The organism is Arthrobacter sp. AQ5-05, from assembly GCF_003287975.1.
Classification (GTDB): Bacteria; Actinomycetota; Actinomycetes; order Actinomycetales; family Micrococcaceae; genus Paeniglutamicibacter.
The window spans coordinates 1-23,143 of record NZ_QMKQ01000005.1 but is presented as its reverse complement, the minus strand read 5'-3'; the positions used below and the strand labels follow the sequence as shown (position 1 = coordinate 23,143).

The window sequence follows — 23,143 nt, the reverse complement described above, 5'->3', positions numbered from 1 at the left end:
TCAGGCGCATCGGGTGGGGCCCGATGTCCGGCCACGGGGCCACGGTGGTCCCCGGAGCACCGAACAGCGAAGGTCTTGCCATGAAACGAACGGTCATTGCCCCTGTCCCGCCAAAAGCCCCCGCCAGGTCCCCCCGGAGCCTGGGGACCATCTGCCTGCTTCTGGCGGCGGGGCTGTGCCTGCCCATCGGCGTGGTGCCCGCCCGGGCCGCCGTGATCGCACCCCCGGCCCAGGACCCCGGGCCGGTCGGCAGCTTCGGATGGAAGGGCTTCAACTGGCAGAAACGGTTCTGGGGCGGGGCTCCCCAATTCAACCGGATGTTCGACGCGGCGAATGTCGGCAACCCCGACGCCAACGGGTATGTCACCCTGAGCTTGTCCAACCCCACCGGCGCGGCTCCCGCGGGAGCCGAAATCCAGTCCACCCGGCAGGGGTTCGGGTACGGAACCTACAGCACCACCGTTGCCAAGAACGTCGGCGCGCTGCAAAAAGAGGTCGTGTGGGGATGCCTGTTCACCTACGACCCCGAGGCCTCCCCGGGGTACAACGAGATCGACCTGTGCGAGGCCTCGGCCTGGGGCGGCGGCGGCGCCTACGGCGAGAACTGGCCGGTGACCCAGGGACACGGCTATTGGTTCGATGCCCTCCTGCCGCCGGGCGAGGGCAACAGCACGATCACCTTTCCCACGACGACCACCGCCGTGCTGACCCACCGGCTGATCTGGGAGCCGTCGAAGCTGACCTTTGAGACCTTCGCCGGAACGGGATTCGCCGGGACGCTGCTCAAGCGGACCGTGATGCAGGGCGCCACGGTCCCGGTTCCGGCCAACGAAGCCATCCACTTCAACCTGTGGGTCACCGGGGGCGGCGGCGGAGACCCGCTGCATGTCGCGCCCGAGTCGGTGGTCATCCGCGATTTCTCCTTCGCGCCCCCGGGCACGCTCACCGCACCGACCCCGACCATCGGCGGCACCCCGGCCACCGGCAACACGCTGGGCGCGAACCCCGGCACGTGGACCACCGGCACCACGTTGAAGTACCAGTGGTACCGCTCGGGTGCCGCCGTCTCCGGGGCCACGGGCAAGACCTACACGCTCGCCGCGATCGATGCGGGCGACACCATCAAGGTCCGGGTCACCGGCTCCAAGACCGGTTACACGACGCTGTCCAGGTATTCCGCCGCGACCGCGCCGGTGACGTAACCGATGGGTGTTGCCCCACAGGATCCGGGCTAGGACTTCCGTGCGCGCACCGGGACGATGCGCTTGATGGCCAGGCCGAGGGCCAGCAGCGCGAAGCCCGCCAGGGCGGACCAGAAGGCCTGGCCCGCTCCGGTCATGGCAAGGGCGGCCGATCCTGCGCTTGCGGCCATGGGGATCATTGGATTGTTGTACATTTTTGCTACCAGACCTTCTTCTTGTTGAACAGTGCATCGGCGTATGCCTTGGCGTGGACGGCCTGCAGGAACAGGTCAATGACCGTTTCGTACATGGTGGCCGCCAACAGCATGTGTTTCCATCCCCGCAGCCGCACCGTCACGACGCGTTCGAGGACGAACACCGCTGTCACCGCCATCCAGATGGCATGGAGGTGCACTCCGGCGCCCGATTCCACGGCGTAGGCGATCGATCCGACATATGCCAGGGTGACCAGGACCCCCAGCATCGACAGGAACTGCCGACCCCAGTAGGGGCGGGTGACCTTGGTCCAGCCGTACTGCACGCAGTTTTCCACAGCACCCCGCTTCCAGCGCAGGCGTTGGGCCCACAGCTCGTGCCAGGTCGGCATGACCTCGGTGACCAGGGTGCAGTCTGCCGGGGAAAGGATGGTGTATCCCAGGGTGAGCAGCGCGAAGGACAGTTCGTTGTCTTCGGTCAGGACCGAGGTGTCATAGACTCCGCCGTGGCCGTTGCCGGCCGGCAACGTGCCCCGGGTTCGCGCCAGGGACACGCTCCGCAGGGTCCGCACCCGGAAAAGCGCTGCGGTTCCCGTCACGACGAGGCATCTGCCGTGGAGCCGTTTCACGTCCCGGGCATACCTGGCGTACTCGTTGCGTTGCAGGTGTCCGACGAAGCCGCCTCCCGGGCCTCCGCTGAACACCCCGCCGACGGCGCCAAGCGTGGGGTCCGCACCGAGGTGGCGGACGGCGTTCTCGATGAAGTCCCCCGCCAACTGCGAGTCCGCATCCTGGACCAGGATCAGCTCGTCCCCGTCGGCCGATTCGAGCAACCCGCCCAGTGCGAAGTTCAGCGCGCCGGCCTTCTTGTCCGTGTTCCCGAGCGTGCGGATGACTTCCGCACCCTGGTCCAACGCCAGTTGCTCCGTGGCATCCGTGCAGTTGTCGGCAATGACGATCACCCGGTCCGGCCGGCGGGATTGCCGCCCGAGCGAGTGCAGGGTCTCGACGATGGCCCCGGCCTCGTTGTGTGCGGGGACCAGCACGGTCACCGTGCCGCCGTCGGCCCGATGGGTTCCCCGGGCGGTTTCCGCGGCGGGATCCCGCGGCACGGTCGACTGGTTCCCTGCCCCAGTGGTGCGGTCGTTGCGCATCGGGTTCCCGCCCTTGGTCGTGTTTTCCTGCCGTTTCCCCACTGTGGCACTCGAATCTCAACCAATGGACAAGGAACCCGCAGAAAAAGAACAGGACTGAAACAGGAATGGTGCAAGAAAACCCCCCGGTGACCGGTTCACGGCTTCCTGCCGGAAAATCCGCTCCGCACCGGCCTCGGCCTGCGGCCGAATCGCGGGGTCGCGGAGTCGCGGCGCCCGCCGCCAGGCACGAACAGGGTTCTCCGCGGCCGGGCCGATCGATCACGGGTGTCCGCAGTTCCAACCGCCGTGGTGCGATGTGCGGACACGGGCACGGGCACGCGGGGGAGGATCCATGGCGGTTGCCCGGCTGTTTCCCGGTTCGGCGTCCAGCAGCGACCCCCGGGCTTCGGTCGCGGGGCGTGCCCGCGAGCACCGTTCCGCTTCCGTGGCGGGCAGGGGATCACGCATTCCGCGCGGCATCCCCGGCCCGCAACAGGCGTGGGTGGAGGCTGCTAGCTCTTCAGGAAGGCCAGCAGGATCCGGTTGACCTCCTGCGCATGGGTCCAGAGCAGGCCGTGCGGCGCTCCCTCGATCTCATGGAACTGCGCGGCGGGAAGGGCCTTGGCGAAGCGGCGTGCGGTGTTCTCGATCGGCAGGATCCGGTCCGCGGTGCCGTGCACGATCAGGGTCGGCACCTTGATGGCGGCCATGTCCTGGCGGAAGTCGGTCAGCCAGGTCGGCTGGGCGGCGATCGAGGCAAAGGGCGAGGCCGCATAGGCCACATGCTTGTTGGCCTCCAGCGCCTCCGGGCTGAGCCGGTTGCCCAGGAACTGGTCGGTGTTGAAGAAGTTCTTGAAGAACTCGGTGAAAAATGCGTAGCGGTCGGCCTTCACGGCCGCCAGCAGGGGTTCGAAGGTCGAGGCGGGCAGGCCCTCGGGGTTGTCCGCGGTCTGCAGCAGGAACGGCTCCAGGGAACCGAGGAACACCGCCTTGGCCACGCGTGCCGAGCCGTGGTTCGCCAGATAGCGGGCCACCTCCCCGGTGCCCATGGAGAAGCCCACCAGCACCGCGTCGTGCACGTCGGTGGTCTCCATCACGGCGTGCAGGTCCGCGGCGAAGGTGTCGTAGTCGTAGCCCACGGTGGGCTTGGAGCTCTTGCCGAAGCCGCGGCGGTCATAGGTGATGACGCGGTGGCCGGCCTCCAGCAGCGCAGCGCTCTGCTTCTCCCACGAGGAGCCATCCAGCGGATAGCCGTGGATCAGCACCACCGGCTGGCCGCTGCCGTGGTCCTCGTAGTGGAGCTCGATCGGCGTGCTGTTCTCGGTTCCGACGTTGATGGTTCCCATGGGGATCTTCCTTTCACCGTGCCAGGACGCGCGGCGCAACGCCGCACTGCTTCCCACGCTATGTATGCGGGGTGCGACTTGGCAAGGACACCGCCGCACAATCCGCCACTGCCCTCCATGGGCCCCCGGTGGGCGAACCTGGCGTTACCGCTCGGCCAGCAGCTCGGTGTGGCCGTGCAGGGTTCCGCTGGCGAAGCCGATATCCACCGGTTCGGGGGTGCCGCAGCAGGACCCGGCCAAAGGCTCGGGGGTGCCGCGGCTTGCCGCGGGTTCGCCGGCCGCCGGCAGGTCGCAGGAGCCACCCAGGTCGGTGGAACACACCCCGGTTTCCGGAAGGTCCAGTTCCACGGTCTCGGCCGCCGCACGGTCCCCGGCAAGGAATGCGGCAATGGAGCGGACCTGTTCGTAGCCGGTGGCCATGAGGAAGGTCGGTGCCCGTCCGTAGCTTTTCATCCCGACGATGTAGAAGTCGGTTTCCGGGTGGGACAGGACGCGCTCGCCGTGGGCGCTGACGGTGCCGCAGCTGTGGAACTGCGGATCGATCAGCGGTCCGAGCTCGCGCGGTGCCTCAACGATCTGGTCCATGTCCAGGCGCAGCTCCGAAAGCATTCCAAGGTCGGGGCGGAATCCGGTGGCCGGGACCAGCAGGTCCACGTCCAGCCGACGGCCATCGGCGAGCAGCACGCCGAGTTTTTCCCCGCGTTCCAGGGTGGTGACGGAGGCGTTTTCGACGATCGAGATGTCGCCGTTCTCCACGAAGCGGCGCAGCGAGGTGCCCAGCTGTCCGCGGGCCGGCAGTTGGTCCGCCGGTCCTCCCCCGTACAGGCGGATCGGGTTGGCGGCCCCGCGCAGGCCCCACAGGATGCGGGTGTCGGGGTGGTGCTGGCGCAGCCGGCCCAGGCTGATCAGTGTATTGGCCGCCGAGTGCCCGGCGCCGAGCACCAGGATGGTCTTTCCGGCAAAGTGTTCGCGACCGGCTCCCAGCGAATCCGGCAGCGGGGAGGTGACCATGCCGATGGCCCTGGCGTCCGCCTCGCCGATGGCCTCGATGCCGCTGCGGCCCACCGGGTTGGGGGTCCCCCAGGTGCCCGAGGCGTCAATGACGGCCCGGGCCTGGATGTCCACAAGTCCCCGGGCGGTCGCGGTGCGCAGCAGGAAGGCGGACTCCGCCCGGTCCTGCGACCGGGTCTTGTCCACGCCGTTGCCATTTGGCTGGATGCGGGTGATAGCGGTGACCCGGTGCCCGTAGCTGATGCGCGAGGCCAGTGCCGGGTGGGCCGCCAGCGGCTCGAGGTACTGGGTCACCAGCTCGGAACCCGTGGGCAGGCGGGTGTCGCGCGGTGGTTCCCAGCCACCGGCGTAGGCCTCGGTGGGTGTTTCCAGCAGGCGGCGGGCAGCGGCGTCGATGTTGTACTGCCACGTGGAGAAGAGCCTGATATGCCCCCAGTTGCGGATGGCGGCACCGGCACCGCTTCCGGACTCGAGGACGCGGACGTCCTGTCCACGCTCGAGAAGGTGGGCCGCGGCGGCCAGCCCGATGGGTCCGGCGCCGATGACAACGATCGGGTGTCTGTGGTTCATGGTCTTCTACTCCCGGGGAACGAGGGGGTGTGTTACTTGGTGGCGGGCAGCAGTTCGGAGATCAGGGTCTCGATGCGGGCGCGGATCTCGTCGCGGATCGGGCGCACCGCCTCCACGCCCTGGCCCGCGGGATCCTCCAGCACCCAGTCCTCGTAGCGCTTGCCCGGGAAGATCGGGCAGGTGTCGCCGCAGCCCATGGTGATGACCACGTCCGATTCCTTGACGGCCTCGGTGGTGAGGATCTTCGGGGTTTCGGCCGACATGTCGATGCCGACCTCGTTCATGGCCGCGACGGCCGCCGGGTTCACGGTCTCGGCCGGGGCGGAGCCGGCGGAGCGTACCTCGATCTGCCCTGCCGAGAGGTTGGCCAGGAAGGCGGCGGCCATTTGGGAGCGTCCGGCGTTGTGCACGCAGACAAACAGGACGGAAGGCTTGGTGGAGGCGTTCATGCTTGGACCTTTGCGGGGTTGAAGGAGGGGAAGAACTTGCGGGACCAGAGGGCGACGTAGACCAGTGCGACCAGCAGCGGCACCTCGATCAGCGGGCCGACGACCCCGGCCAGGGCCTGGCCGCTGGTGACCCCGAAGGTCGCGATGGCCACGGCGATGGCCAGTTCGAAGTTGTTGCTCGCCGCGGTGAACGCCAGGGTGGTGGTGCGGGCATAGCCCATGCGCAGGGCGCGGCCGATGAGCATGGAGGCGCCGAAGACCACCAGGAAGTAGACCAGCAGCGGCAACGCGATGCGGGCGACGTCCAGGGGCTTGGCAATGATGTTGTCCCCCTGCAGGGCGAAGAGCAGCACGATGGTGAACAGCAGGCCGTAGAGGGCCCAGGGGCCGATCTTGGGCAGGAACCTGTTTTCGTACCAGTCGCGGCCCTTGGCCTTTTCGCCAAAGGTGCGGGTGAGGTATCCGGCCACGAGCGGGATGCCCAGGAACACCAGGACCGAGAGCGTGATGGTGAGAATCGAGAATTCCGCGCTGGTGGTGGGCAACCCGAGCCAGCTTGGCAGCAGCTGCAGGTAGAACCAGCCCAGGGCGCCGAAGGCGAAGACCTGGAAGACGGAGTTGATGGCGACCAGCACGGCGGCTGCCTCGCGGTCCCCGCAGGCCAGGTCGTTCCAGATGAAGACCATGGCGATGCAGCGCGCCAACCCGACAATGATCAACCCGGTGCGGTATTCGGGCAGGTCGGCCAGGAAGATCCAGGCCAGCACGAACATGAACGCCGGGGCCAGGACCCAGTTGATCACCAGCGAGGTGACCATGAGTTTCTTGTCGCTGAGAACGGCGCCGGTCTCGTTGTATCGGACCTTCGCGAGCACCGGGTACATCATCACCAGCAGGCCCAGCGCGATGGGCAGTGAGATGCCGGCGACCTGGATGGAGTCCAGCGCGGCCCCGAGTCCGGGTATCAGCCGGCCCAGCACCAATCCGAGGGCCATGGCCGCCAGGATCCAGATGGCCAGATAGCGGTCCAGGGTGGAGAGCTTGGCGGTCAGGTGCCGGGTTTCGGCGGGCGGGGCGTTAGGTGTCACGTCGGGTTCACTCCACAAGGCTAGGCATCGACGAGTGTCGATGCATCGAGTATGGTTGCATATATCGATGATTGTCAATCTCCCGTCCGGGAGCCGAAGGAAAGCGAGGCAAGGCACATGCCCACACCGGTTGCCACCCCCATGCGTCGGGAATCCCCCGTGGTTCCCGTGCAGGAAACACAAGCCCCGTGCTGCGTTCCATCCCACGGGCAGGAGTCCTTGCTGGCCGGCGAGGCCGAGGCCCTGGCGGCGCGCTTCAAGGCGCTCGCCGACCCCAACCGGCTGCGCATCCTGTCGATCGTTTCCTCCTCGCCGGACGCCGAGACCTGTGTCTGCGACTTGTCCGAGCCGTTGAACCTCGGCCAACCGACGGTCTCCCACCACCTGAAGATCATGGTGGAGGCGGGGCTGCTGACCCGCGAAAAGCGCGGCGTCTGGGCCTACTACTCGCTGGTCCCCGGTGCGCTGGATTCGTTGGCGGCAACGCTCAGCCCGAAGGCCAGCCGATGAGCTCCGCGCCTTTGCAGCCCGGGCGCCCCGCCGTCCTGTTTGTGTGCGTCAAGAACGGCGGAAAATCCCAGATGGCCGCGGGCCTCATGAAGCTCGAGGCCGGCGACGACATCACCGTCACCTCGGCCGGCACGAAGCCCGGGACCGCCATCAACGGGCTCTCGGCCGAGGTCCTGCTGGAGATCTGCGCCGACATCGGCGACGAAAAGCCCAAGGCGTTGACCGAGGAGAACATGCGGGCCGCCGGGCGCGTTGTGGTTCTGGGCACCGAGGCCAACGTTCCGGCCGTTGACGGCGTCCAGATCGAGGTTTGGGAGACCGACGAACCTTCCCTGCGTGGGATCGAAGGCCGGGATCGCATGGAACTCATCCGCGATGACATCCACGCACGCGTCAAGGAACTCAAGCACCGTCTACTGGACTCCCGCTAGACGCACACGCATCGCTTGGCCCGGAACGTCAAACCACCGGGCAGCCCGGGCGGCACGCTGCGTCCCACGCTGCGAATCCCGGAGCCCCGCATGGAGCGACGTAACCCACCTGAGGGAGTTGCCCACGTACAGCGTGCAGACGGACTCGGTATCCATCGGTCGAGTCAAGGACCATCCGGCCGTGGAACCCGGCGCGGATTCTCCGGACGCGGGACGCCGCCCATGGACACCCCGTCGACGCTACGCGGTGCGGGGCCCGCCCGGCGCGGGATCCAGGGGGCCGGCCACGGTGGGACGTGCAACCAGATGCCACCCGAAGAGGATGAACCCCACGGGCATGTCGACCCGGCCGGTGAGCCCGACCACCCCACCAACGGCAAGAACCGTCCACTGCATCCACCCTGCCGGTGCCAGCAGCACCACGACCACGGCCATCCCCGGGATCGCACGGCGCGCTGCAGGCGGATGAAGAACCCTGCAACGCACAGATTCGACAGCCCGCCCAGCATGTCGCTGGCAGGCCCAAAGATCTTCGGGCCGACCTGGAGATTTCCGTGCCGTGCATCAGTCCCGGCGCTGCTGCCGTTGCCACACCGATCGCCCCCGCGGCGAGGGCAAGGTAGCCGGTCCCGCTGGCACCGCCCAGTGGATTCCCGTTTGCATGATTCCTCCATTCGGACCGGGACGCGAGCGCATGGCGCCGGTCATCGACTCCTGGATTCATGGTGCGCCGCCGGCGGCGTTGGCGCATCCGTGGAACCACGCATTCGGCCGCCATTTGAGCCGTGCGGCTGCCGGAATCGGCGGGCGATGGATCGCCATCAGGGCTATTCCAGCGCGCCCGCTCCGTGAAACGCTCAGGATCCGGCGTAGTCCATCGAGGAGGCGAGGGCCGCGGCCAGCTCGCGGCCCGTGAGCACCTCGGGTTCGTAGGGTTCGATGGCCCCGGCCTCGATGAGGCCGATGGCACCGCGGGCGAATTCCGCGGGATTGCGGACATCGAGCTGGTTCAGGGCCGTGGGCGAATAGTTCCACCAGGCGCTGCGCCGCAGGTCACTCACGGTGCCCTCGTCAAAGCGTTGCCGTATGGTCTTGGCGGGCACCCCGCCGACCACCGCGTAGGGCGGCACATCGCCGGTGACCACCGAGTTGGAGGCAACCACCGCCCCGTCGCCGATGTTCACGCCGTGTCCCAGGGTGACGTCTTCGCCGATCCACACGTCGTTGCCGACCACCACGGGCCCGGGCGTGTACTCGAAATCCCGGTAGGTGGGCGCCTCTCCCCTGTCGCTCTCGAAGGTTTCCATCATGAGCTTGCGGTTGTAGAAGGCCGGGCTGGTGGAGGCCCATTCGTGCGGGTGCATGGCTCCCATGACCTTCACGCCCTTGGCGATGGAGGTGTAGCGTCCCACCCGTGTGGACGGCGGCAGCCGGGAGTGGGTGTAGGAGAAGGATCCCATGCTCAGCAGGTGCCGGCCGCTTCCCGCCCAATACGTGGCGTAGGGCTCAAGACACAGGTCCGGGGCGAACTTGATCAGGGTCTGCTCGCCATAGCTGGCCCCGGTCGCCTCGATGGTCTTGGCCCCGGGACCCATCAAGAAGATCCGGCTCGAGATCAGGTGCGGGCGTAGTTCGCTCAGGCGTGAATGCATCGTACGACCATAGCCACCGAACCCTGTGGTTTCGTTGGTGTTCGCTGGCAAGACCATGGCCGCACCCCCAATGCGGGCGGCGGGCCGGGGACACCGCACAAACACGACATCCCCGGCCCGCCGCCCGACGGAACCCTTGTTGCTAGCCCACGGCCACGCGCAGCTGGTTGCGCCACGGATCCTCGAAGCGCAGCTCCGCCCCGGTGTGGTGGCTGGAGATCCCGGCGGCCTTGAGCCGCTCGGCCAGCGCGCCGACCTCGTCGGCGTTCGGCACGGTGATGACGACCTCGCCCAGGCCCAGGGTGTCCTTGCGCGGGCCGGCGCCGCGGGAGTTCCACACGTTCATGGCCATGTGGTGGTGGTAGCCGCCGGCGGAGACGAACAGTGCCTGGCCGTGGAAGTCGGTGGTCTTGGCGAACCCCAGGGTGTCGACGTAGAACTTCTCGGCGGTCGGAACGTCGCCGACCTGCAGGTGGACGTGGCCAATGCCGGCGTTGGCCTGCACCAGTCCGGACACGGCCGATTCGTTGACGTGCTTGTTGAGGTAGTCGTTGGGATCGAGGTGGATGCTGTCCATGGCAACGGTGTCCCCGTTCCAGGTCCAGGCATCGCGCGGGCGGTCCCAGTAGAGCTCGATGCCGTTGCCCTCGGGATCGTTGAAGTAGAAGGCCTCGGAGACCAGGTGGTCGGAGCTGCCGGTGAACAGCGAGCCGTCGAACTGGGCGGCGGAGAGCACGGTGGCGGCCAGGTCCGAGCGGGTGTCGAAGAGCAGCGCGGTGTGGAAGAGCCCGGCCTCACCGCGGCCCGGAAGGTCCAGCCCCTTGCCATCGGCCAGGTGCACGAGCTCGAGCCCGCGGCGGCCCAGGCCGGTTCCGGCCGGCCCCTCGGAGACGACCTCGAGGCCCAGGGCCTTCTGGTAATAGTCGCTCATCTTCTTCATGTCCCCGACCTTGAGCATGACGGTGCCCATGGCCAGTTCGGCGGAAAGCTGGTCTTGTGTGGTGGTGCCCATGGTGGTGACTCCTTGGAGTGAGGCGGTGGATTGTTCTTGTTTCAAGTATGGCACGATTTACTTGAAGCTACAACCAATTGGCCTTGTTCCCTCCATCACCCACTACGGGATCCAACCGTTTGACTATGTCATTGCACGGAAATCCAACCCCGAACTTCTGATGCCCCCGTGTGATGTCGATGGCCGCAGGAGCCTACCTTTCGGCGCTTCCGGAAGCGTCTGTGTGCACCTCGTTGTGGATGCGCTCCATCGTCGAGTCGAGTCGGTCGGCAACGCCGGCGGCCTCCTTGAGCTCCTCGAGCAGTTCCGCAGGAACTTCCTTGTCGTACTTGTAGTAGATCTTGTGTTCAAGACTGGCCCAGAAGTCCATGGCCACGGTGCGGATCTGCAGTTCAACATGGATGTTCTGCACCGACTCCGAGAGGAAGATCGGGACCTTGACGATGATGTGCAGGCTCTTGTAGCCGTTCGGCTTGGGGTCCGCGATGTAGTCCTTGACCGCCACCACCGTGATGTCCGGCTGCGAGGTGATCATCTTGGCAACCCAGTAGGCGTCGGAGATGAAGCTGCAGACAATGCGCACCCCCGCAACATCAAGCACGTTCCCGCTAAGCGTCTCGAAGCTCAACGGCAGATCGCGACGCCTGGCCTTTGCAAGGAGGCTTTCGGGCGATTTCAGCCGGGCGCTGACGTGCTCGATCGGACTGTAGTCATGCAGATGCTCGAACTCGGTCTTGAGGATGTTGATCTTGGTCATGATCTCGTCCATGGCGAACTGGTAGTTGAGCATGAACCGGGCGAATCCGTCGCGCAGGTTCTTGCTGTCGACCATGCGTTGGATGGTCTCCGGACCTACGCTGTCGAACCACTCGGTGGACCCACTCATATACTCGTCTCCTGATCGTGCCTTGGTGCAGGCGACTCCGTCGTCTGCTGGTCTCGGCAACCAAACATTTCCCTCCCATGAAGCCTAGGCCACCGGAACCTGCCGGATATGGCCATCCCCCTGGGGCCGGCCACCAAGACGCGCGCCTGTCGCTGGATGCGGATCCGCTTCCGGAGCCCAACACCCAGGCAAAACCGGCATTACCGGGGTCACCGGGAGGGCTGCCCACGGATCTTCGTCGACGAAGTGCGTCACACACGGCCTTCGGCCCAAGGCAAACCGGCGAGAAGTGTCCCTGGACACTGCTGTCTGTGACACCGGACCGCGTGAACCATGATCGATGAAGAAGTCCTGGCCGGACACCGGCAGAAGCTGCGCCGCGGCACCGTGGTGCTGGCCGCCCTCGCGACGCTCGAAACTCCTGGCCACGGCTACGGCCTGCCGGCGGTGCTGGAGGAATCGGGACTGAGCGTGGATGCCAACACGTCCCACCCGTTGCTGCGTCGCCTCGAGAAACAGGGCCATGGGTAGCCGAGTGGGACACCACCGGGTCCCGCCCCCGCAAGATGAACAGGACCAGCAATGCCGGGCGGAGCCTGCCTGGTGCCCTTGAAACCGAGTGGAACCACTTGGCCACGTCCCTTCACGCATTGCGTTCCGAAAAATCGAACCCACCCCATTGGGAATTGCCCTGAGCACCCTATCCAACCGTTGCCGCACGGCGGTGTCCCGCTCCGTACCGGAATCCCAACGCGCGGACATGGAGGCAGAAGCCGCGGCCGCCCTCGAGGACCTGGGAGAGGCACGCCTGGTGGCCGGGAGCACTCCGGAGGACGCCGGGCGCGGCCCTGCTGGAGCTCGGGGATCCTCTGCGCCTGGCGGCGGACTGTTCGAACAAGCCGTTGCCTCTCATCGGCCCCGACCAGTTCCCCGCGTGCATCCGCCTGCCCATGATCCTGGCGGCAACGGTGCTGCCGGCCATCGGCACCGCGGTGATGCCGGGCACCTTTCCCGCCGACGGCGACGCGGGCGAAATCATCGGCGGCGGCATCATCGCGGCGATCGGTGTCGCCATGCACATTTTCTTCCGGACCACCCCCATCTTTGCGATCATCGAGCGCGGTCCCGGTTCAAGGCAGACACGTGCCAAATGGGACCCGTCGACGCTGCCCGATACGCCTCCGGGCGGGGTTCGCCGGGGAGACACCCTGGCAGCGGTCCACGTGGCACGCCTCGGAGTTCCCTGCCTGCCGTGGCAACACTCCAGTTCTCCCTTCACGGGGGGGGTGGGCGGGGAATCGATCCCGACGCTCAACGCGGAGCCTTGGCCCGTGTGGATCCCGTTGCTGATGGCCGGACTGCCGGCCACTGCAGTGCTGGAGATCTCCCGCTACCGGGCCGACGGCCGGTCGTGGCGCTTCGTGGCCAACAGCACGGTCCTGGAACTGGTTGTTGCCGTGCCCCTGATCCGGCTTGCAGCCGCCACCATGCTGTTGGCACCCCGTGATGTCACCGGGGTGCCGGGGCACGGGTGGGTGGACGCGGCCTTGCACCTGAACGTGCCGGCCATCCTGATCACCGCCGGCGTGCTCCCCTGGAACCTGGTCGACCCGCTGCCCAAGGTCCGCATCGACACCGCAGCGCGTGCCAAACACGGTGACTACTTCTGCTAAGCAGACGGTTCCCGGCAGCCACTGATATTGGGCGAGAAAAACACGCCGGGGTTTCACCCGCGCGGTGCACGCTCCCCCGTACCCATGGCCTCGTGCACCTGGAACGCCAGCCACAGCTGGGCGACCGCGGAGGTTTCGGCCACGTCAAGGCCGGTGAGTTCGCCGATCTTGCGGATGCGGTAGATGACGGTTTGCCGGTGGACAAAAAGCAGTGCCGCGACCTTCTGGGCCGAACGCTGGTTGTCCAGGTAACTGCGCAACGTGGCCATGAAGTCCGTTCCGTGGAGCCGGTCATGTTCGATCACCGGACCCAGCAGCCGCTGCACCAGCTCCGCGCCATCGCGATGGCCACCCAGCCCGAACCACGGAGCATCCTCCGAGTAGCCAACCAACCGCACGCCCCGGGCGGTCGCCTGCCCCAGCGCCCACAGGGATTCGCGCAACCCGCGCGCGATCGCCTCGATGCCCACGGGCGTACCCAGTCCGATGGGCAGCGAAGGATCAAAGACATGCAGCAGCAGGTCCTCCGGGCAATATTCGGAGACCATCAGATGCAATTTGCCCTCGCCCACCACGCAGACACTGTTGATGCCGTGGCGCCACAGCGCACTGTGGACTTCGGGCAAACCGACCTCCGCCCGGGCCGGGACAGATACCAGGCGCAGCTTGCCGGCCGGAAACCCGAAGTCCTCGAGGCGGCGGGCGGCCTCGGCTGCCCCGAGGCGCCCCTCAAAGGACTGCAACAGGAATTCGCCGCCGGCGCGGTAGCGGCTTTCCATCGCCAGGGCAGAACGCGACAGACCCAGCCCCAATACGGTGGCCGAGTGCAACAAGACCACGCCGTCCGGCTGCATCTGGTCATCGGGCAGGATCACCAGTAGCGCATGCGGATGGGTGGGAATTTCCATGATCAACATGGATTCCCCGCCATCGGCGGTCCACAGGAAGTGCCGGGTCTCAGCCGTGGATTCGCTGGCGACCCTCCGCACCCGCACCAACACATCCTCGGGCAGGGCCGCGTCGCCGGGTTGCCAGGGATGTTGGCAGCGGTCATCCACCACGTAGAGCCGCGCGCGGATTTCCTTGCCGATCCCGGCCAGCAGCTGGCTCCAGGTCTCCCCCGGCGTCGTCGCCTTGCGCAGCAGGTCGTAGATGCGGGCGGTTTGCTTGATCCGCCGTGATTCCTCGAGCAGGCTCGCCTCGGCAATCGACCGCGAAATTGCCATGAAGGGCAACGGGTAGGGAACGGAAACCAAGGGGAGCGGGAGTGCTTCGCAGGCCGCGAGGAATTGCTCGGAGAATTCCGGGGCATGCATCTTCTCGCCCACCGCCAAGGCGACCGCGCCGGCCGCCACCAGTGATCGGGCCAAATGGACCTGCGCCTCCGGCTCCTTGGGGATCGAAAGCCCGTTGGTCATCAGCAGCACTCCGGGCGAGACCCATTCCCAGAGGTGGGGCAGGTCCGAGGTGTGGGACCAAGTGATCGGATGCCCCAACCCGTCCGCGCCGGCCAGCAGCCGCAGACCCAGCTGCGGCTCGTCCAGCAGTTCCTTGACCGACATGGCCATCGGGCATTCCCCTTCCATTTTCCGGCGTCCAACGCATTGCCGCCGGGCACCCGTCCATCAAACGTGATCTCTCATACAAATGTCTAGTGCCTGCCTGCGATAGTTGACACTTGTCGATTGTCGCCGTGACGCCGATCACCAATGATTGAAACACACCACAAGCCAGCCCGGACCACCCGGGCGCCTAGAGAGAAAAGAGCCCGCAATGAGCACCTCCGTTCGCCTCATTGACGATGCGCCACTGACCCGGTTCCACAAGAAGCTGACCGTGTTTTCCTCCGGCGGCCCCTTCATCGACGGCTACGCGCTGTCGATCATCGGGATCGCCCTGATCACCATGACCCCGGCCCTGGATCTGGGCCCCAAGGAAATCGGCATGGTTGGCGCCGCCAGCCTGGTCGGGATCTTCTTTGGCGGCGGGGTCTTCGGCTGGGTGACCGACAAGGTCGGCCGCCACACCATGTACATCCTGGACCTGCTCGCCCTGGCCGCCTTCTCCATCCTCAGCGCCTTCTCCACGGACATCTGGCAGCTGGTGATCTGGCGCTTCCTGCTCGGCGTGGCCATCGGCGCCGACTACCCGATTGCCACCTCGCTGCTGGCCGAGTTCCTCCCCCGCAAGCACCGCGGCCGCCTCCTTGGAGCCACCTTCGTGGTCTGGGCCGTGGGTGCGGCCGCGGCCTTTGCCGTCGGGTTCGCGATGCGCGGCGTGGGCGAGGATGCCTGGCGCTGGATGCTGGCCAGCCCCGCGATTTTTGCCGTGATCACCCTGCTCTTCCGCCTGGGCACCCCGGAGTCCCCGCGTTGGCTGCTCTCCCGCGGCCGGGTCGACGAGGCCCGCACCGTGATCAAGAAGGTCTACGGCAACGACTACGACGTCAACTCCCTCGGCGAAGAAGAGAACACCGGCAAGCGCGCGGCAACGTTCGCCGACATCTTCAACAAGAAGTTCTGGCGCCGCACGCTCTTTGTCTCCATTTTCTGGACCGCGCAGGTGATTCCGCTCTTCGCCGTATACACCTTCGCCCCGGAACTGCTCTCTTCCTTCGGCCTGGACGGAGACGCCAACCTCTACGGCGGCTCGCTGCTCATTTCCCTGCTCTTTGTCATTGGTGGTATCCCCGGACTGTGGCTGGTGGAGCGGATCGGCCGGCGCAAGTTGCTGCTGTGGACCTTCGGCATAATCGTCCTAGCGCTGGCCGCCCCGGCATTCATCCCCGGCGTTGGCCCCAAGACCCTGTTCACCGCCTTGGCGATCTTTGCCTTGGCCTCCGGCGCTTCCAGCTTCCTTGAGGTCGTGTACCCCAATGAGCTGTTCCCCACCGAGATCCGGGCCACAGCGGTCGGCTTCGGCACTGCGATCAGTCGCGTGGGCTCGGCCGCCAGCACCTATCTGATGCCGGTGGCGATCATCAGCTTCGGCGCCTCGGGTGCCCTGCTCATCGGAGCCGGGATCTCCTTGGTCGGTTTGGTTGCCACCTTCATTCTGGCCCCAGAGACTGCCAACCGTTCCCTGGCCGATATCTCCGGCGGCGAACGCACCAAGAAATCCAAGACCAACGGCACGTCCGAAGAAACGAAAGTAGAAGGAACCCTCGTATGAGCAAGCACCAGCCCATTGGTCCAGTTGAAGCGACCAAGGTCCCCCGGTTCGCCGGGCTCGGAACCTTCGCCCGGCTCCCACAGATCGATGCGGTCCCTGACTACGACATCGCCGTGCTCGGCGTCCCCTTCGACGGTGGCACCTCCTTCCGTCCGGGTGCCCGGTTCGGTCCGGCGGCGGTGCGTGAGGCCTCCCGGTTGCTGCGCCCGGGTTACCATGTCGAACTGGATGTAACCCCGGTCGAGGCGGTCCAGGTCGTGGACGCGGGGGATGTCGCCTGCACCCCGTATGACATCGGCAAGGCCGTGGAACAAATCGAGGAGCAGGCGTTGCCCCTCATGGCCAAGGACAAGCGCGTCATTGCCGTCGGCGGGGACCACACCATCGCACTGCCGATGCTTCGGGCAGTGAACAAAATCCACGGGCCGGTCGCCCTGCTGCACTTCGATGCGCACCTGGATACCTGGGACACGTACTTCGATCAGCCGATCACCCACGGGACCATGTTCCGCCGCGCCTTCGAGGAAGGATTGCTGATCGAGGACAAGTCGATGCACGTGGGCATTCGCGGCCCGGTCTACGACCAGGACGACTTCCTGCGCGACCACGAGTTCGGCTTCCAGATCATCCGCTCCACCGACATCGACGAGATTGGCGTGCCGGCCGCGATCGCCAAGGTGCGCGAACGACTGGGCGACACCCCGGTGTACCTCTCGGTGGACATCGACGTGCTGGACCCCGCCTTCGCCCCGGGCACAGGCACCCCGGAAATGGGTGGTCTGCACTCCCGCGAGCTGCTGCGCCTGCTGCGCGGGCTCAACGGCATCAACATCGTGGGCGCCGACGTGGTGGAGGTCGCCCCCGCCTACGACCATGCCGACATCACCTCGCTTGCCGCGGCCACCGTGGTCTTCGACATGATGGGATTGATGGTCAACTCCGGGAACCTGCGCCGGGCCGGTGACGGGCAGGTTCTCGAGGTCGCCGCCGTCTAGGACAGGCCATCACCAGACCTCCGCAACGCCGGGCACCGGGCAACGAATGATTCGTTGCCCGGTGCTGCGCTGCGCACCGGATTGTGGCGCAACGTGTCAAAGTCCTTGTGCTCTGCGCAACATCGTGTCCATAATTAGTGCGACAAACGGTTTGCGGAGCTTTCCGCCATCACTACGTGACTTCTCCAGCCTCCGGGAAACGCGTTCTGATTCTGAGTGACATCAAGGATCGAACCCCATGATTCCCTTTCCACTGCTTGCGAATCCGCAAGAACCCGGCCCGGGGAACGCGGCCATTCCCGCAATCACCTTGGCTGTGGCCACCACGGGGGACATTGCCCCGGCAATCGTCTGCCAGACCTGCCATAGCGGGGAATACCTGGTGTACGAGCAGGTCACCCCGGTGCGGGCGAAGGGTTCGGCGCCCGCGGCGTGGGACGTCGAATGCTGGTGCGGTCGCTGCGAGGAATTCCACGGGGTGCGCACCACCCGGGCACCGTCCATTCCGTATTCCATGCTGCAGCACGGCTTCAGCGACTAGGGAGCCGGGGCCGGGCTACTTCTCGAAGTGTGTCCGCACTGCGGAACCGGAGACGTTCTGCACCAGCTCGGCGGCCACGGTCCGCAATTTCTCGTTTCGGTTGGATGCCGTCCTGGTGAGGATCGCGAAGCCCTCGTCCTGCGAGCAACGCTGTTGCCCCATGATGACGCCCACCGCCAGGTCGATGGCGGTGCGCGATTTCATGGCTTCCTCGAGGTCGTGGGCCATCTGCACCGCGGAAGCGATCCGCATGGCCAGCATCAGCGCCTTGCGGGCATCGTGCACGTAGTGCTCTGCGCCACGGACCACGAGCTCGGTGAAGGCGTTCGATCGCGGAGAGAAGAAGCCAATCACTGCAACGGCCCCTTGCTCCAGGACCAGTGGCACGGCCAGGACGCTGTGGATGCCCTCGGCCAGCAACGCGCCGTCGCATGCGGGCCAGCGGGAATCAACTGCGGCGTTGGTGATCAGAACGCTTCGGGTTCCCTCCAACGCGGCAACGAGGGGACCTTCGCCCAGGCTGGATTGCAGCTCGCCCAGGGTCCGGGCAGCGCGGGTGCTTCCGGCGTGCAGCAACGCGCGGCGCCGCTGGCGCAGAGTCACGGTGCACGCCAGATCCGCACGGTCCTCCCCTGTGGCCAGTGCGGCCGAGAATCCGGCGAGCTCCGTGAGGAAGTCCCCAAGGTCCAGGCTGCCCAGGACCATGTCCTGGAGCCTCCCCGCAACGCTTGCATCCAAGCCCCGACCGCCTGGGTCCGTTGCGCTTGGGTGTGGAGTGGGTGTCCGCGGCTGGCCCTGCAGGTCGCGGTCCGCGTTGTCGTAGTCCATGGCAATCCCTTCCCTAAGGTCCCGCCCCCGGAAATCTTCCGAGCGTGGTTGCAGGCATGTGTCGAAGCGAAGCTATTCGATGCCCCGTGCGCGCCGCGCCGGCTGCAGCACCTGGATGGCGCGGTCGCCGATCCGCATGTTCGAGGTGAAAGCAGTCTGGCCCAATTGCGCGAAGGCATCGGCACGGCTGCACTTGTCTTGGACCATGATCACCGCGACCGCGCCGTCGACAAGCCCGCGGGCCCGCAGTTCCGGGCCCAGGTCGGCACCGGCAATCGCCGGCAGGTGGAACCCCAGGGCCAGGCGCAGGATGCGCGAGATCGACCCGGCGAAGGCCTCCACCGCCGCGATGAATCGCTCGTCCATCGTTCCGGGGTCGCGGGCGTAGCAATTGAGTGCCGCCCGGGTGCCGTTGCCGGCTTCGACGGGTACCGCCAGGATGGAGTGCACGCCGCTGGATGCGATCTCCCGGGCGTAGTGCCCCCATTCCCGGGATGCATGCAGGTCCGGAATGAAGACCATGCGATCCTGGCGCAGCGCGGTCAGGCAGGGCCCGTCGTTGAAGGCGTACTGCCGCTCGTCCAGTGCCATGACGGCGAGCTCGCTGCTGGCCACCGTGACCGGGAACCCCGCGCGCTCAACGGTGATGGAGCACAGCACGGGCCTTCCCGTTCCCAGCCCCGCGGCAGCCATCAGCACCAGTTCCAGCATGAAGTCGCTGAAGCCCTCGCTGTCCAGCAAGAGGTCCTGCAGCTGCTCCTGGTTCCTGGAATCGTTGCCCTGCTTGCCCATCAAGATTCCTCTTTTCCCGGATCAAGGTCCGCCGAGTACGGAACCCGCAGATCCATGCCGAGGTCTATGAAACGCTCATTGATCGAGTGGGCCACCAGGTCGCGTTCCAGGGTCGGCAGGGCGTGGGCGGCATACAGATAGGCCTCGATCTCGAACTGGCCCGCAGAACCGCCTATCGCAAAGTACTTGAGCCACAACTCGCCCACCGTCAGCCCCGCCAACGGCTGGACCTGTCGCAGCTGCTTCAGCTGCAGATCGTCATCACCAATGTCCATGGCCGATCCCCCGGTGTCAGGTGCCGCGCGAGGTCGCTGCATCGACCAGCCGGACCGCCAAGGCACTTAGGGTCAGGTGCTCGGCGATCGCCTGCTTCATCAACAGCCGAACGGCATCGTTCTCGGACACGCCATGGCGTTCCATGACGATGCCCTTGGCCATCCCGATGACGTCACGCGAATGCAGCGTGCTGCGCAATTCGTTGCTGAGCTTCTTGGCGTTCTCCGCGGTGGTGGCGTGCTCAAGCCAGACCGTCGCTTGCTGCGCCAGCAACTCCAGGATGCCGCGGGAACGCTCGGTGAAGGCCTGGATCTCGGCCGAGTAGACCTTTACGGCGCCGAAGGATTCGGAGGAGGACTTCAGCGGGACGCTGATGGACGATGCGACTCGCAATGTTGCGACAGCCCCGGACCAGTCCGGCCAGCGCTCGTCGGCGGCAATGTCCTGGACGACGATCGTTTCCCCGCTGGCGCACGCGCTCAGGCACGGCCCTTGCTCGAGGTCGTATTGCAGTGCGTCGGCGCGTTCGACGAGTTCGTTCGAGGACGCGGCGCTGGTCTTGTGTGCATTGGCATCGATGAGCGTCACCCCGGCGCCCATGGCATAGGGTACGGAAGATTTGGCAACGGACGTGATGAGCTTTAGCGTTGCCGCAACCGTGGACTCGGTCAGCAGCAGGCCGGCGGCACTGGCTGCCACCGCCGCAAGTTCGTCGGCTAGCGGAAGAGTCTTCTCGACCTTGGCCACAGCAGCACCCTCCCTGTAATGGACACCCCAAGCAATATCCTCCTCCCAGCCTACACAGTCCCGGGTCACAAGGCGCCGGGATATGGCCGCTGGTTGTCTTCCCGGGTCACAAAGCAGGTTTGCCGCGCCCACGGTGCCCGAGGGTCATACGGAATGCACCGTGGCCGGACCGGGATCAAACTTGTCGATGCGGTGACGGTATTCTTCGGCATGACGGAGACCGACCGGAGCCTCGATACCGTGCCAACGCTCGCAGACGGGGAGATTCCCGAAGTGGTTGCCGGCAGGCAGCTTCACCGATTGCCCCATTCCCAGATCCCGTGGAGATGTTTTCTGCACAGTCTGGAGTGGAAGAATGGGGCCCATGAACCCGGGTCTGGCCACCACCCTCTATCTGGTGGTTCTCTGTGCAGCCTCCGCGGCCTGGCAGTTCGGCCCACGCCGCTCCAGGAACCGCCCCTTTCGACCGGTGGCCACGGCGGCTGTCCTGATCATCATTGCCGTGCCTTCGCTGCTGCAGCTGACGATCGCACCCGGAATGCTGCTCTCTATGGAAAGAAGCGGTGTCTCCACCGGGATCGAGCAGCCTTGGCGCCTCGTCACAGCACTTCTCGTGCAGGATGGCGGTTGGGCCGGGATGGCATTCAACCTTACGACACCGGTGCGGATCGGGCTTCTTGCCGAGTTGGTCTGGGGCGCGGGCCATTAGACGGTGATTGCCTCGTGTTTCGGGCTCGGAGCCCAGGCGTGGGGCTGGCTCGTGCAGCCGGTCGGTGCCGGAAACTCGGTGGTTGTCTTTGGCCTTGCAGCTTCCCTGCTCGTGAGGGCGTGGACCGGGCCGCACCTGGCCGCACGGATCGCCTCGGCGCTGGGCCTGCTCGCGGCCGCCGGACTGTTGGTCGGCGGTGACCTGCACGGAGGCGCCGCAGCAATCGGCACCTTGGTCGTAGCTTTCTGCTCCAACTTCTGAGCGCGGGGTCTACATGCCTCTCCCGGTGAGCCCGAACGCGAATATCGCCAGTGGACTATCCAGCCACGATTCCGAACCGACATCGAGTCAACGTTCGGATAAGGTCCTTGCGGGAATATTCGAATCGGAGGCTTAAGTTCAGATGAAAACCGCGACGTCCTTATGGGGCTCTACGGAATTGAGCGTGATGCGGGTGCCTTGACGCCGTAATCTTTCCGGCGAATTTCGGTTCATCCGGTGTGCCGATGTCCGGATAGGCGTCAGGGCCTTCTTGAATGGTTATCGACCAAGAAAACCGTAAGAAAGCCCTGACAGTGAACCATTCTAACTCTGCCTGCGTGCTGCCCGCAGCACCGCGGAAACCAGACGCACCATTCCACCCCGACGCCGCCGCGAACCTGGTGGCCGACTCCTGCGGTGCCGGACCGTGGTGCAATCTTGCCGACGCTCTCCTGGGACTGGAGGGCCTGCACGTGCTCGAGGTGGACCGCCGGGACCCGGCCCGGCTCGTCGTGGCGATCGAAACACCCGAACGCACCGCCTGGTGCCGCGGATGCGGTGCCCAGGCCAGGTCCCACGCCCGGCGCAGCGTGCCCATCCACGACATCCCCGCCCACGGCTCGCCGGTGATCCTGCACTGGAGGAAGCGGGTGTTCCGCTGCCACGAAAAGCAATGCGCTATGGTCACTTTCACCGAGGAACACCACCGCATCGGGCCGCGGGAGAAACTCACCGTGCGGGCCTGCCACTGGGCGCACGAGCAACTGAAGAAGCAGGACATCGCGGTCTCGGCGATTGCTCGGCAACTCGGCGTGGACTGGCATACGGTCTGGGACAACATCAAGCCGCTGGCGGAGCTCGAGCTGGCCGACCCCAAGCGCTTGGAGGGCGTCACCACGCTGGGCGTCGACGAACACATCTGGAAGCACACCGGCTTCCCCAACGACCGTGTCCTGACAGGGTTCGTTGACCACACCAGGGACGCCATGGGCAGGATCCGCGCCCGGCTGCTGGACCTGGTGCCGGGGCGCAGCGGCAAGGCCTACGCGGACTGGCTCAAGGCCCAGCCCGAGGGCTTCAGACCAGGGATCAGGGGTCTGGACATGGGCGGCCGTATCGAGGTAATTCGTCTCAACTCACAAATGTTCCTTGATGGCATATTGGAGGACCAACTCGGTGCCGGGGTAGTGGGCACGGCTGATGCAAAGTCGTGAGAGGCTGCCCACGAACAATTCTCCCGACACTGGCGGTCGGTGCTTTTAATGACGAAAAACGGCTCTACTGACATATCCGTGGGCGTGAGCCGCGAGCCTTAACGTCCACACGCCGCTTCCTGCCTAGGATTTTTGACTGACTAAGGTACAAAAATCTAGGGACTGAAAACGGCGTGCAGAAAACAAGCATATGGGCCGCCCTGCTGGGTGTCGAAAAAACAACCGTCCACCACGTGGATACCTGCCCGGAAACCGGGGTCCTGCTGGCCCGGGTGACACCGCACAAGTCCTTGCGGAACAGATGCGGAATCTGCTCCAGGCGGTGCTCCCGGTACGACCGCGGTGAAGGCCCCCGACGGTGGCGCACCCTGGATCTGGGAACCACCGAAACCTATCTCGTGGCCCACGCGCCTCGTGTGCGCTGCCCGGAGCACGGAGTCATCGTCGCC

General features: G+C 66.0%; 27 protein-coding genes. 12 read left to right on the top strand and 15 right to left on the bottom strand.

The features are described 5' to 3' along the window. Positions 1 to 80 precede the first annotated feature (80 nt). The gene (locus tag DQ353_RS06885; protein ID WP_286166662.1) at positions 81 to 1,202 is read left to right on the top strand and encodes a hypothetical protein; all 1,122 of its coding nucleotides are present in this window, start codon (positions 81 to 83) and stop codon (positions 1,200 to 1,202) included. Positions 1,203 to 1,231: 29 nt separating this feature from the next. On the opposite strand, the gene DQ353_RS21600 is transcribed toward DQ353_RS06885, so the two are convergent. From DQ353_RS21600 to arsB, 6 genes are all read right to left on the bottom strand, one after another. After that, a complete protein-coding gene (locus DQ353_RS21600) occupies positions 1,232 to 1,396 on the bottom strand; it encodes a hypothetical protein (protein ID WP_181578290.1) in 165 nt (54 codons plus the stop codon). Between the two features lie 5 nt (positions 1,397 to 1,401). Further along, positions 1,402 to 2,592 carry a glycosyltransferase family 2 protein gene (locus DQ353_RS06880; protein WP_286166661.1) on the bottom strand — a complete coding sequence of 397 codons (1,191 nt, stop codon included), beginning with the start codon at positions 2,590 to 2,592 and terminating at the stop codon, positions 1,402 to 1,404. Between the two features lie 452 nt (positions 2,593 to 3,044). After that, positions 3,045 to 3,878: an alpha/beta fold hydrolase gene (locus DQ353_RS06875; RefSeq protein ID WP_113762046.1), complete on the bottom strand. Its 834-nt coding sequence runs from the start codon at positions 3,876 to 3,878 to the stop codon at positions 3,045 to 3,047. A gap of 144 nt (positions 3,879 to 4,022) precedes the next feature. Continuing rightward, positions 4,023 to 5,459, bottom strand: a complete 1,437-nt coding sequence (locus DQ353_RS06870; protein WP_113762045.1) for an FAD-dependent oxidoreductase — start codon at positions 5,457 to 5,459, stop codon at positions 4,023 to 4,025. 32 nt (positions 5,460 to 5,491) lie between these two features. After that, positions 5,492 to 5,908: an arsenate reductase ArsC gene (locus tag DQ353_RS06865; protein WP_113762044.1), complete on the bottom strand. Its 417-nt coding sequence runs from the start codon at positions 5,906 to 5,908 to the stop codon at positions 5,492 to 5,494. After that, a complete protein-coding gene (gene arsB / locus DQ353_RS06860) occupies positions 5,905 to 6,996 on the bottom strand; it encodes an ACR3 family arsenite efflux transporter (protein ID WP_113762043.1) in 1,092 nt (363 codons plus the stop codon). Before arsB ends, DQ353_RS06865 begins: the two co-directional genes overlap by 4 nt. Positions 6,997 to 7,113: 117 nt before the next feature. On the opposite strand from arsB, the gene DQ353_RS06855 reads away from it, so the two are divergent. Then, on the top strand, positions 7,114 to 7,506 hold the full coding sequence (locus tag DQ353_RS06855) for an ArsR/SmtB family transcription factor (protein WP_113762042.1): 393 nt from the start codon (positions 7,114 to 7,116) through the stop codon (positions 7,504 to 7,506). Beyond that, positions 7,503 to 7,937, top strand: coding sequence for an arsenate-mycothiol transferase ArsC (locus tag DQ353_RS06850; RefSeq protein WP_113762041.1), 435 nt, complete (start codon positions 7,503 to 7,505; stop codon positions 7,935 to 7,937). The genes DQ353_RS06855 and DQ353_RS06850 overlap by 4 nt, the downstream gene beginning before the upstream one ends. A 240-nt stretch (positions 7,938 to 8,177) precedes the next feature. Here DQ353_RS06850 and DQ353_RS06845 read toward each other — a convergent pair whose 3' ends face one another. The 4 genes from DQ353_RS06845 to DQ353_RS06830 form a co-directional block, all read right to left on the bottom strand. Further along, the gene (locus DQ353_RS06845; protein WP_113762040.1) at positions 8,178 to 8,372 is read right to left on the bottom strand and encodes a hypothetical protein; all 195 of its coding nucleotides are present in this window, start codon (positions 8,370 to 8,372) and stop codon (positions 8,178 to 8,180) included. Positions 8,373 to 8,794: 422 nt separating this feature from the next. Next, positions 8,795 to 9,589, bottom strand: a complete 795-nt coding sequence (locus DQ353_RS06840; protein ID WP_286166660.1) for a CatB-related O-acetyltransferase — start codon at positions 9,587 to 9,589, stop codon at positions 8,795 to 8,797. 142 nt (positions 9,590 to 9,731) lie between these two features. Then, complete coding sequence (locus tag DQ353_RS06835) at positions 9,732 to 10,601, bottom strand: VOC family protein (protein ID WP_113762038.1); 870 nt, start codon at positions 10,599 to 10,601, stop codon at positions 9,732 to 9,734. A gap of 193 nt (positions 10,602 to 10,794) precedes the next feature. Then, positions 10,795 to 11,487 (bottom strand): GTP pyrophosphokinase, encoded by a 693-nt coding sequence (locus DQ353_RS06830; protein ID WP_286166659.1) that lies wholly within the window; start codon positions 11,485 to 11,487, stop codon positions 10,795 to 10,797. Between the two features lie 333 nt (positions 11,488 to 11,820). Here DQ353_RS06830 and DQ353_RS22545 point away from each other — a divergent pair, with 333 nt between their 5' ends. Both DQ353_RS22545 and DQ353_RS06820 read left to right on the top strand, forming a co-directional pair. Next, positions 11,821 to 12,018: a hypothetical protein gene (locus DQ353_RS22545; protein ID WP_353616669.1), complete on the top strand. Its 198-nt coding sequence runs from the start codon at positions 11,821 to 11,823 to the stop codon at positions 12,016 to 12,018. A gap of 371 nt (positions 12,019 to 12,389) precedes the next feature. After that, positions 12,390 to 13,160 (top strand): hypothetical protein, encoded by a 771-nt coding sequence (locus tag DQ353_RS06820; RefSeq protein ID WP_113762037.1) that lies wholly within the window; start codon positions 12,390 to 12,392, stop codon positions 13,158 to 13,160. A gap of 53 nt (positions 13,161 to 13,213) precedes the next feature. Here the strand turns inward: DQ353_RS06820 and DQ353_RS06815 are convergent, their stop codons facing one another. Further along, positions 13,214 to 14,728, bottom strand: a complete 1,515-nt coding sequence (locus DQ353_RS06815; protein WP_113762036.1) for a PucR family transcriptional regulator — start codon at positions 14,726 to 14,728, stop codon at positions 13,214 to 13,216. Positions 14,729 to 14,933: 205 nt separating this feature from the next. Here DQ353_RS06815 and DQ353_RS06810 point away from each other — a divergent pair, with 205 nt between their 5' ends. The 3 genes from DQ353_RS06810 (at position 14,934) to DQ353_RS06800 (ending at position 17,867) form a co-directional block, all read left to right on the top strand. After that, complete coding sequence (locus DQ353_RS06810; protein ID WP_113762035.1) at positions 14,934 to 16,331, top strand: MFS transporter; 1,398 nt, start codon at positions 14,934 to 14,936, stop codon at positions 16,329 to 16,331. Further along, positions 16,328 to 17,326, top strand: a complete 999-nt coding sequence (speB, locus tag DQ353_RS06805; RefSeq protein ID WP_113762034.1) for an agmatinase — start codon at positions 16,328 to 16,330, stop codon at positions 17,324 to 17,326. The genes DQ353_RS06810 and speB overlap by 4 nt, the downstream gene beginning before the upstream one ends. A 238-nt stretch (positions 17,327 to 17,564) precedes the next feature. Further along, positions 17,565 to 17,867 (top strand): hypothetical protein, encoded by a 303-nt coding sequence (locus tag DQ353_RS06800; RefSeq protein ID WP_113762033.1) that lies wholly within the window; start codon positions 17,565 to 17,567, stop codon positions 17,865 to 17,867. Positions 17,868 to 17,882: 15 nt separating this feature from the next. Here DQ353_RS06800 and DQ353_RS06795 read toward each other — a convergent pair whose 3' ends face one another. The 4 genes from DQ353_RS06795 to DQ353_RS06780 form a co-directional block, all read right to left on the bottom strand. Next, the gene (locus tag DQ353_RS06795) at positions 17,883 to 18,695 is read right to left on the bottom strand and encodes a GAF and ANTAR domain-containing protein (protein WP_113762032.1); all 813 of its coding nucleotides are present in this window, start codon (positions 18,693 to 18,695) and stop codon (positions 17,883 to 17,885) included. A gap of 72 nt (positions 18,696 to 18,767) precedes the next feature. Then, positions 18,768 to 19,487: a GAF and ANTAR domain-containing protein gene (locus DQ353_RS06790; protein ID WP_113762031.1), complete on the bottom strand. Its 720-nt coding sequence runs from the start codon at positions 19,485 to 19,487 to the stop codon at positions 18,768 to 18,770. Then, on the bottom strand, positions 19,487 to 19,762 hold the full coding sequence (locus DQ353_RS06785; protein WP_113762030.1) for a hypothetical protein: 276 nt from the start codon (positions 19,760 to 19,762) through the stop codon (positions 19,487 to 19,489). The genes DQ353_RS06790 and DQ353_RS06785 overlap by 1 nt, the downstream gene beginning before the upstream one ends. Before the next feature lie 16 nt (positions 19,763 to 19,778). Then, on the bottom strand, positions 19,779 to 20,510 hold the full coding sequence (locus tag DQ353_RS06780; protein WP_181578289.1) for a GAF and ANTAR domain-containing protein: 732 nt from the start codon (positions 20,508 to 20,510) through the stop codon (positions 19,779 to 19,781). 364 nt (positions 20,511 to 20,874) lie between these two features. On the opposite strand from DQ353_RS06780, the gene DQ353_RS06775 reads away from it, so the two are divergent. The 4 genes from DQ353_RS06775 to DQ353_RS06760 form a co-directional block, all read left to right on the top strand. Next, entirely contained in the window at positions 20,875 to 21,219 is a 345-nt protein-coding gene (locus DQ353_RS06775; protein WP_113762028.1) for a hypothetical protein, read from the top strand. A gap of 3 nt (positions 21,220 to 21,222) precedes the next feature. Continuing rightward, complete coding sequence (locus tag DQ353_RS06770; RefSeq protein ID WP_146755216.1) at positions 21,223 to 21,480, top strand: hypothetical protein; 258 nt, start codon at positions 21,223 to 21,225, stop codon at positions 21,478 to 21,480. 314 nt (positions 21,481 to 21,794) lie between these two features. Further along, entirely contained in the window at positions 21,795 to 22,694 is a 900-nt protein-coding gene (locus DQ353_RS06765; protein ID WP_181578288.1) for a transposase family protein, read from the top strand. Positions 22,695 to 22,867: 173 nt separating this feature from the next. Continuing rightward, the coding region (locus DQ353_RS06760) for a transposase family protein (RefSeq protein ID WP_146755215.1) at positions 22,868 to 23,143 on the top strand (276 nt) is incomplete at its 3' end.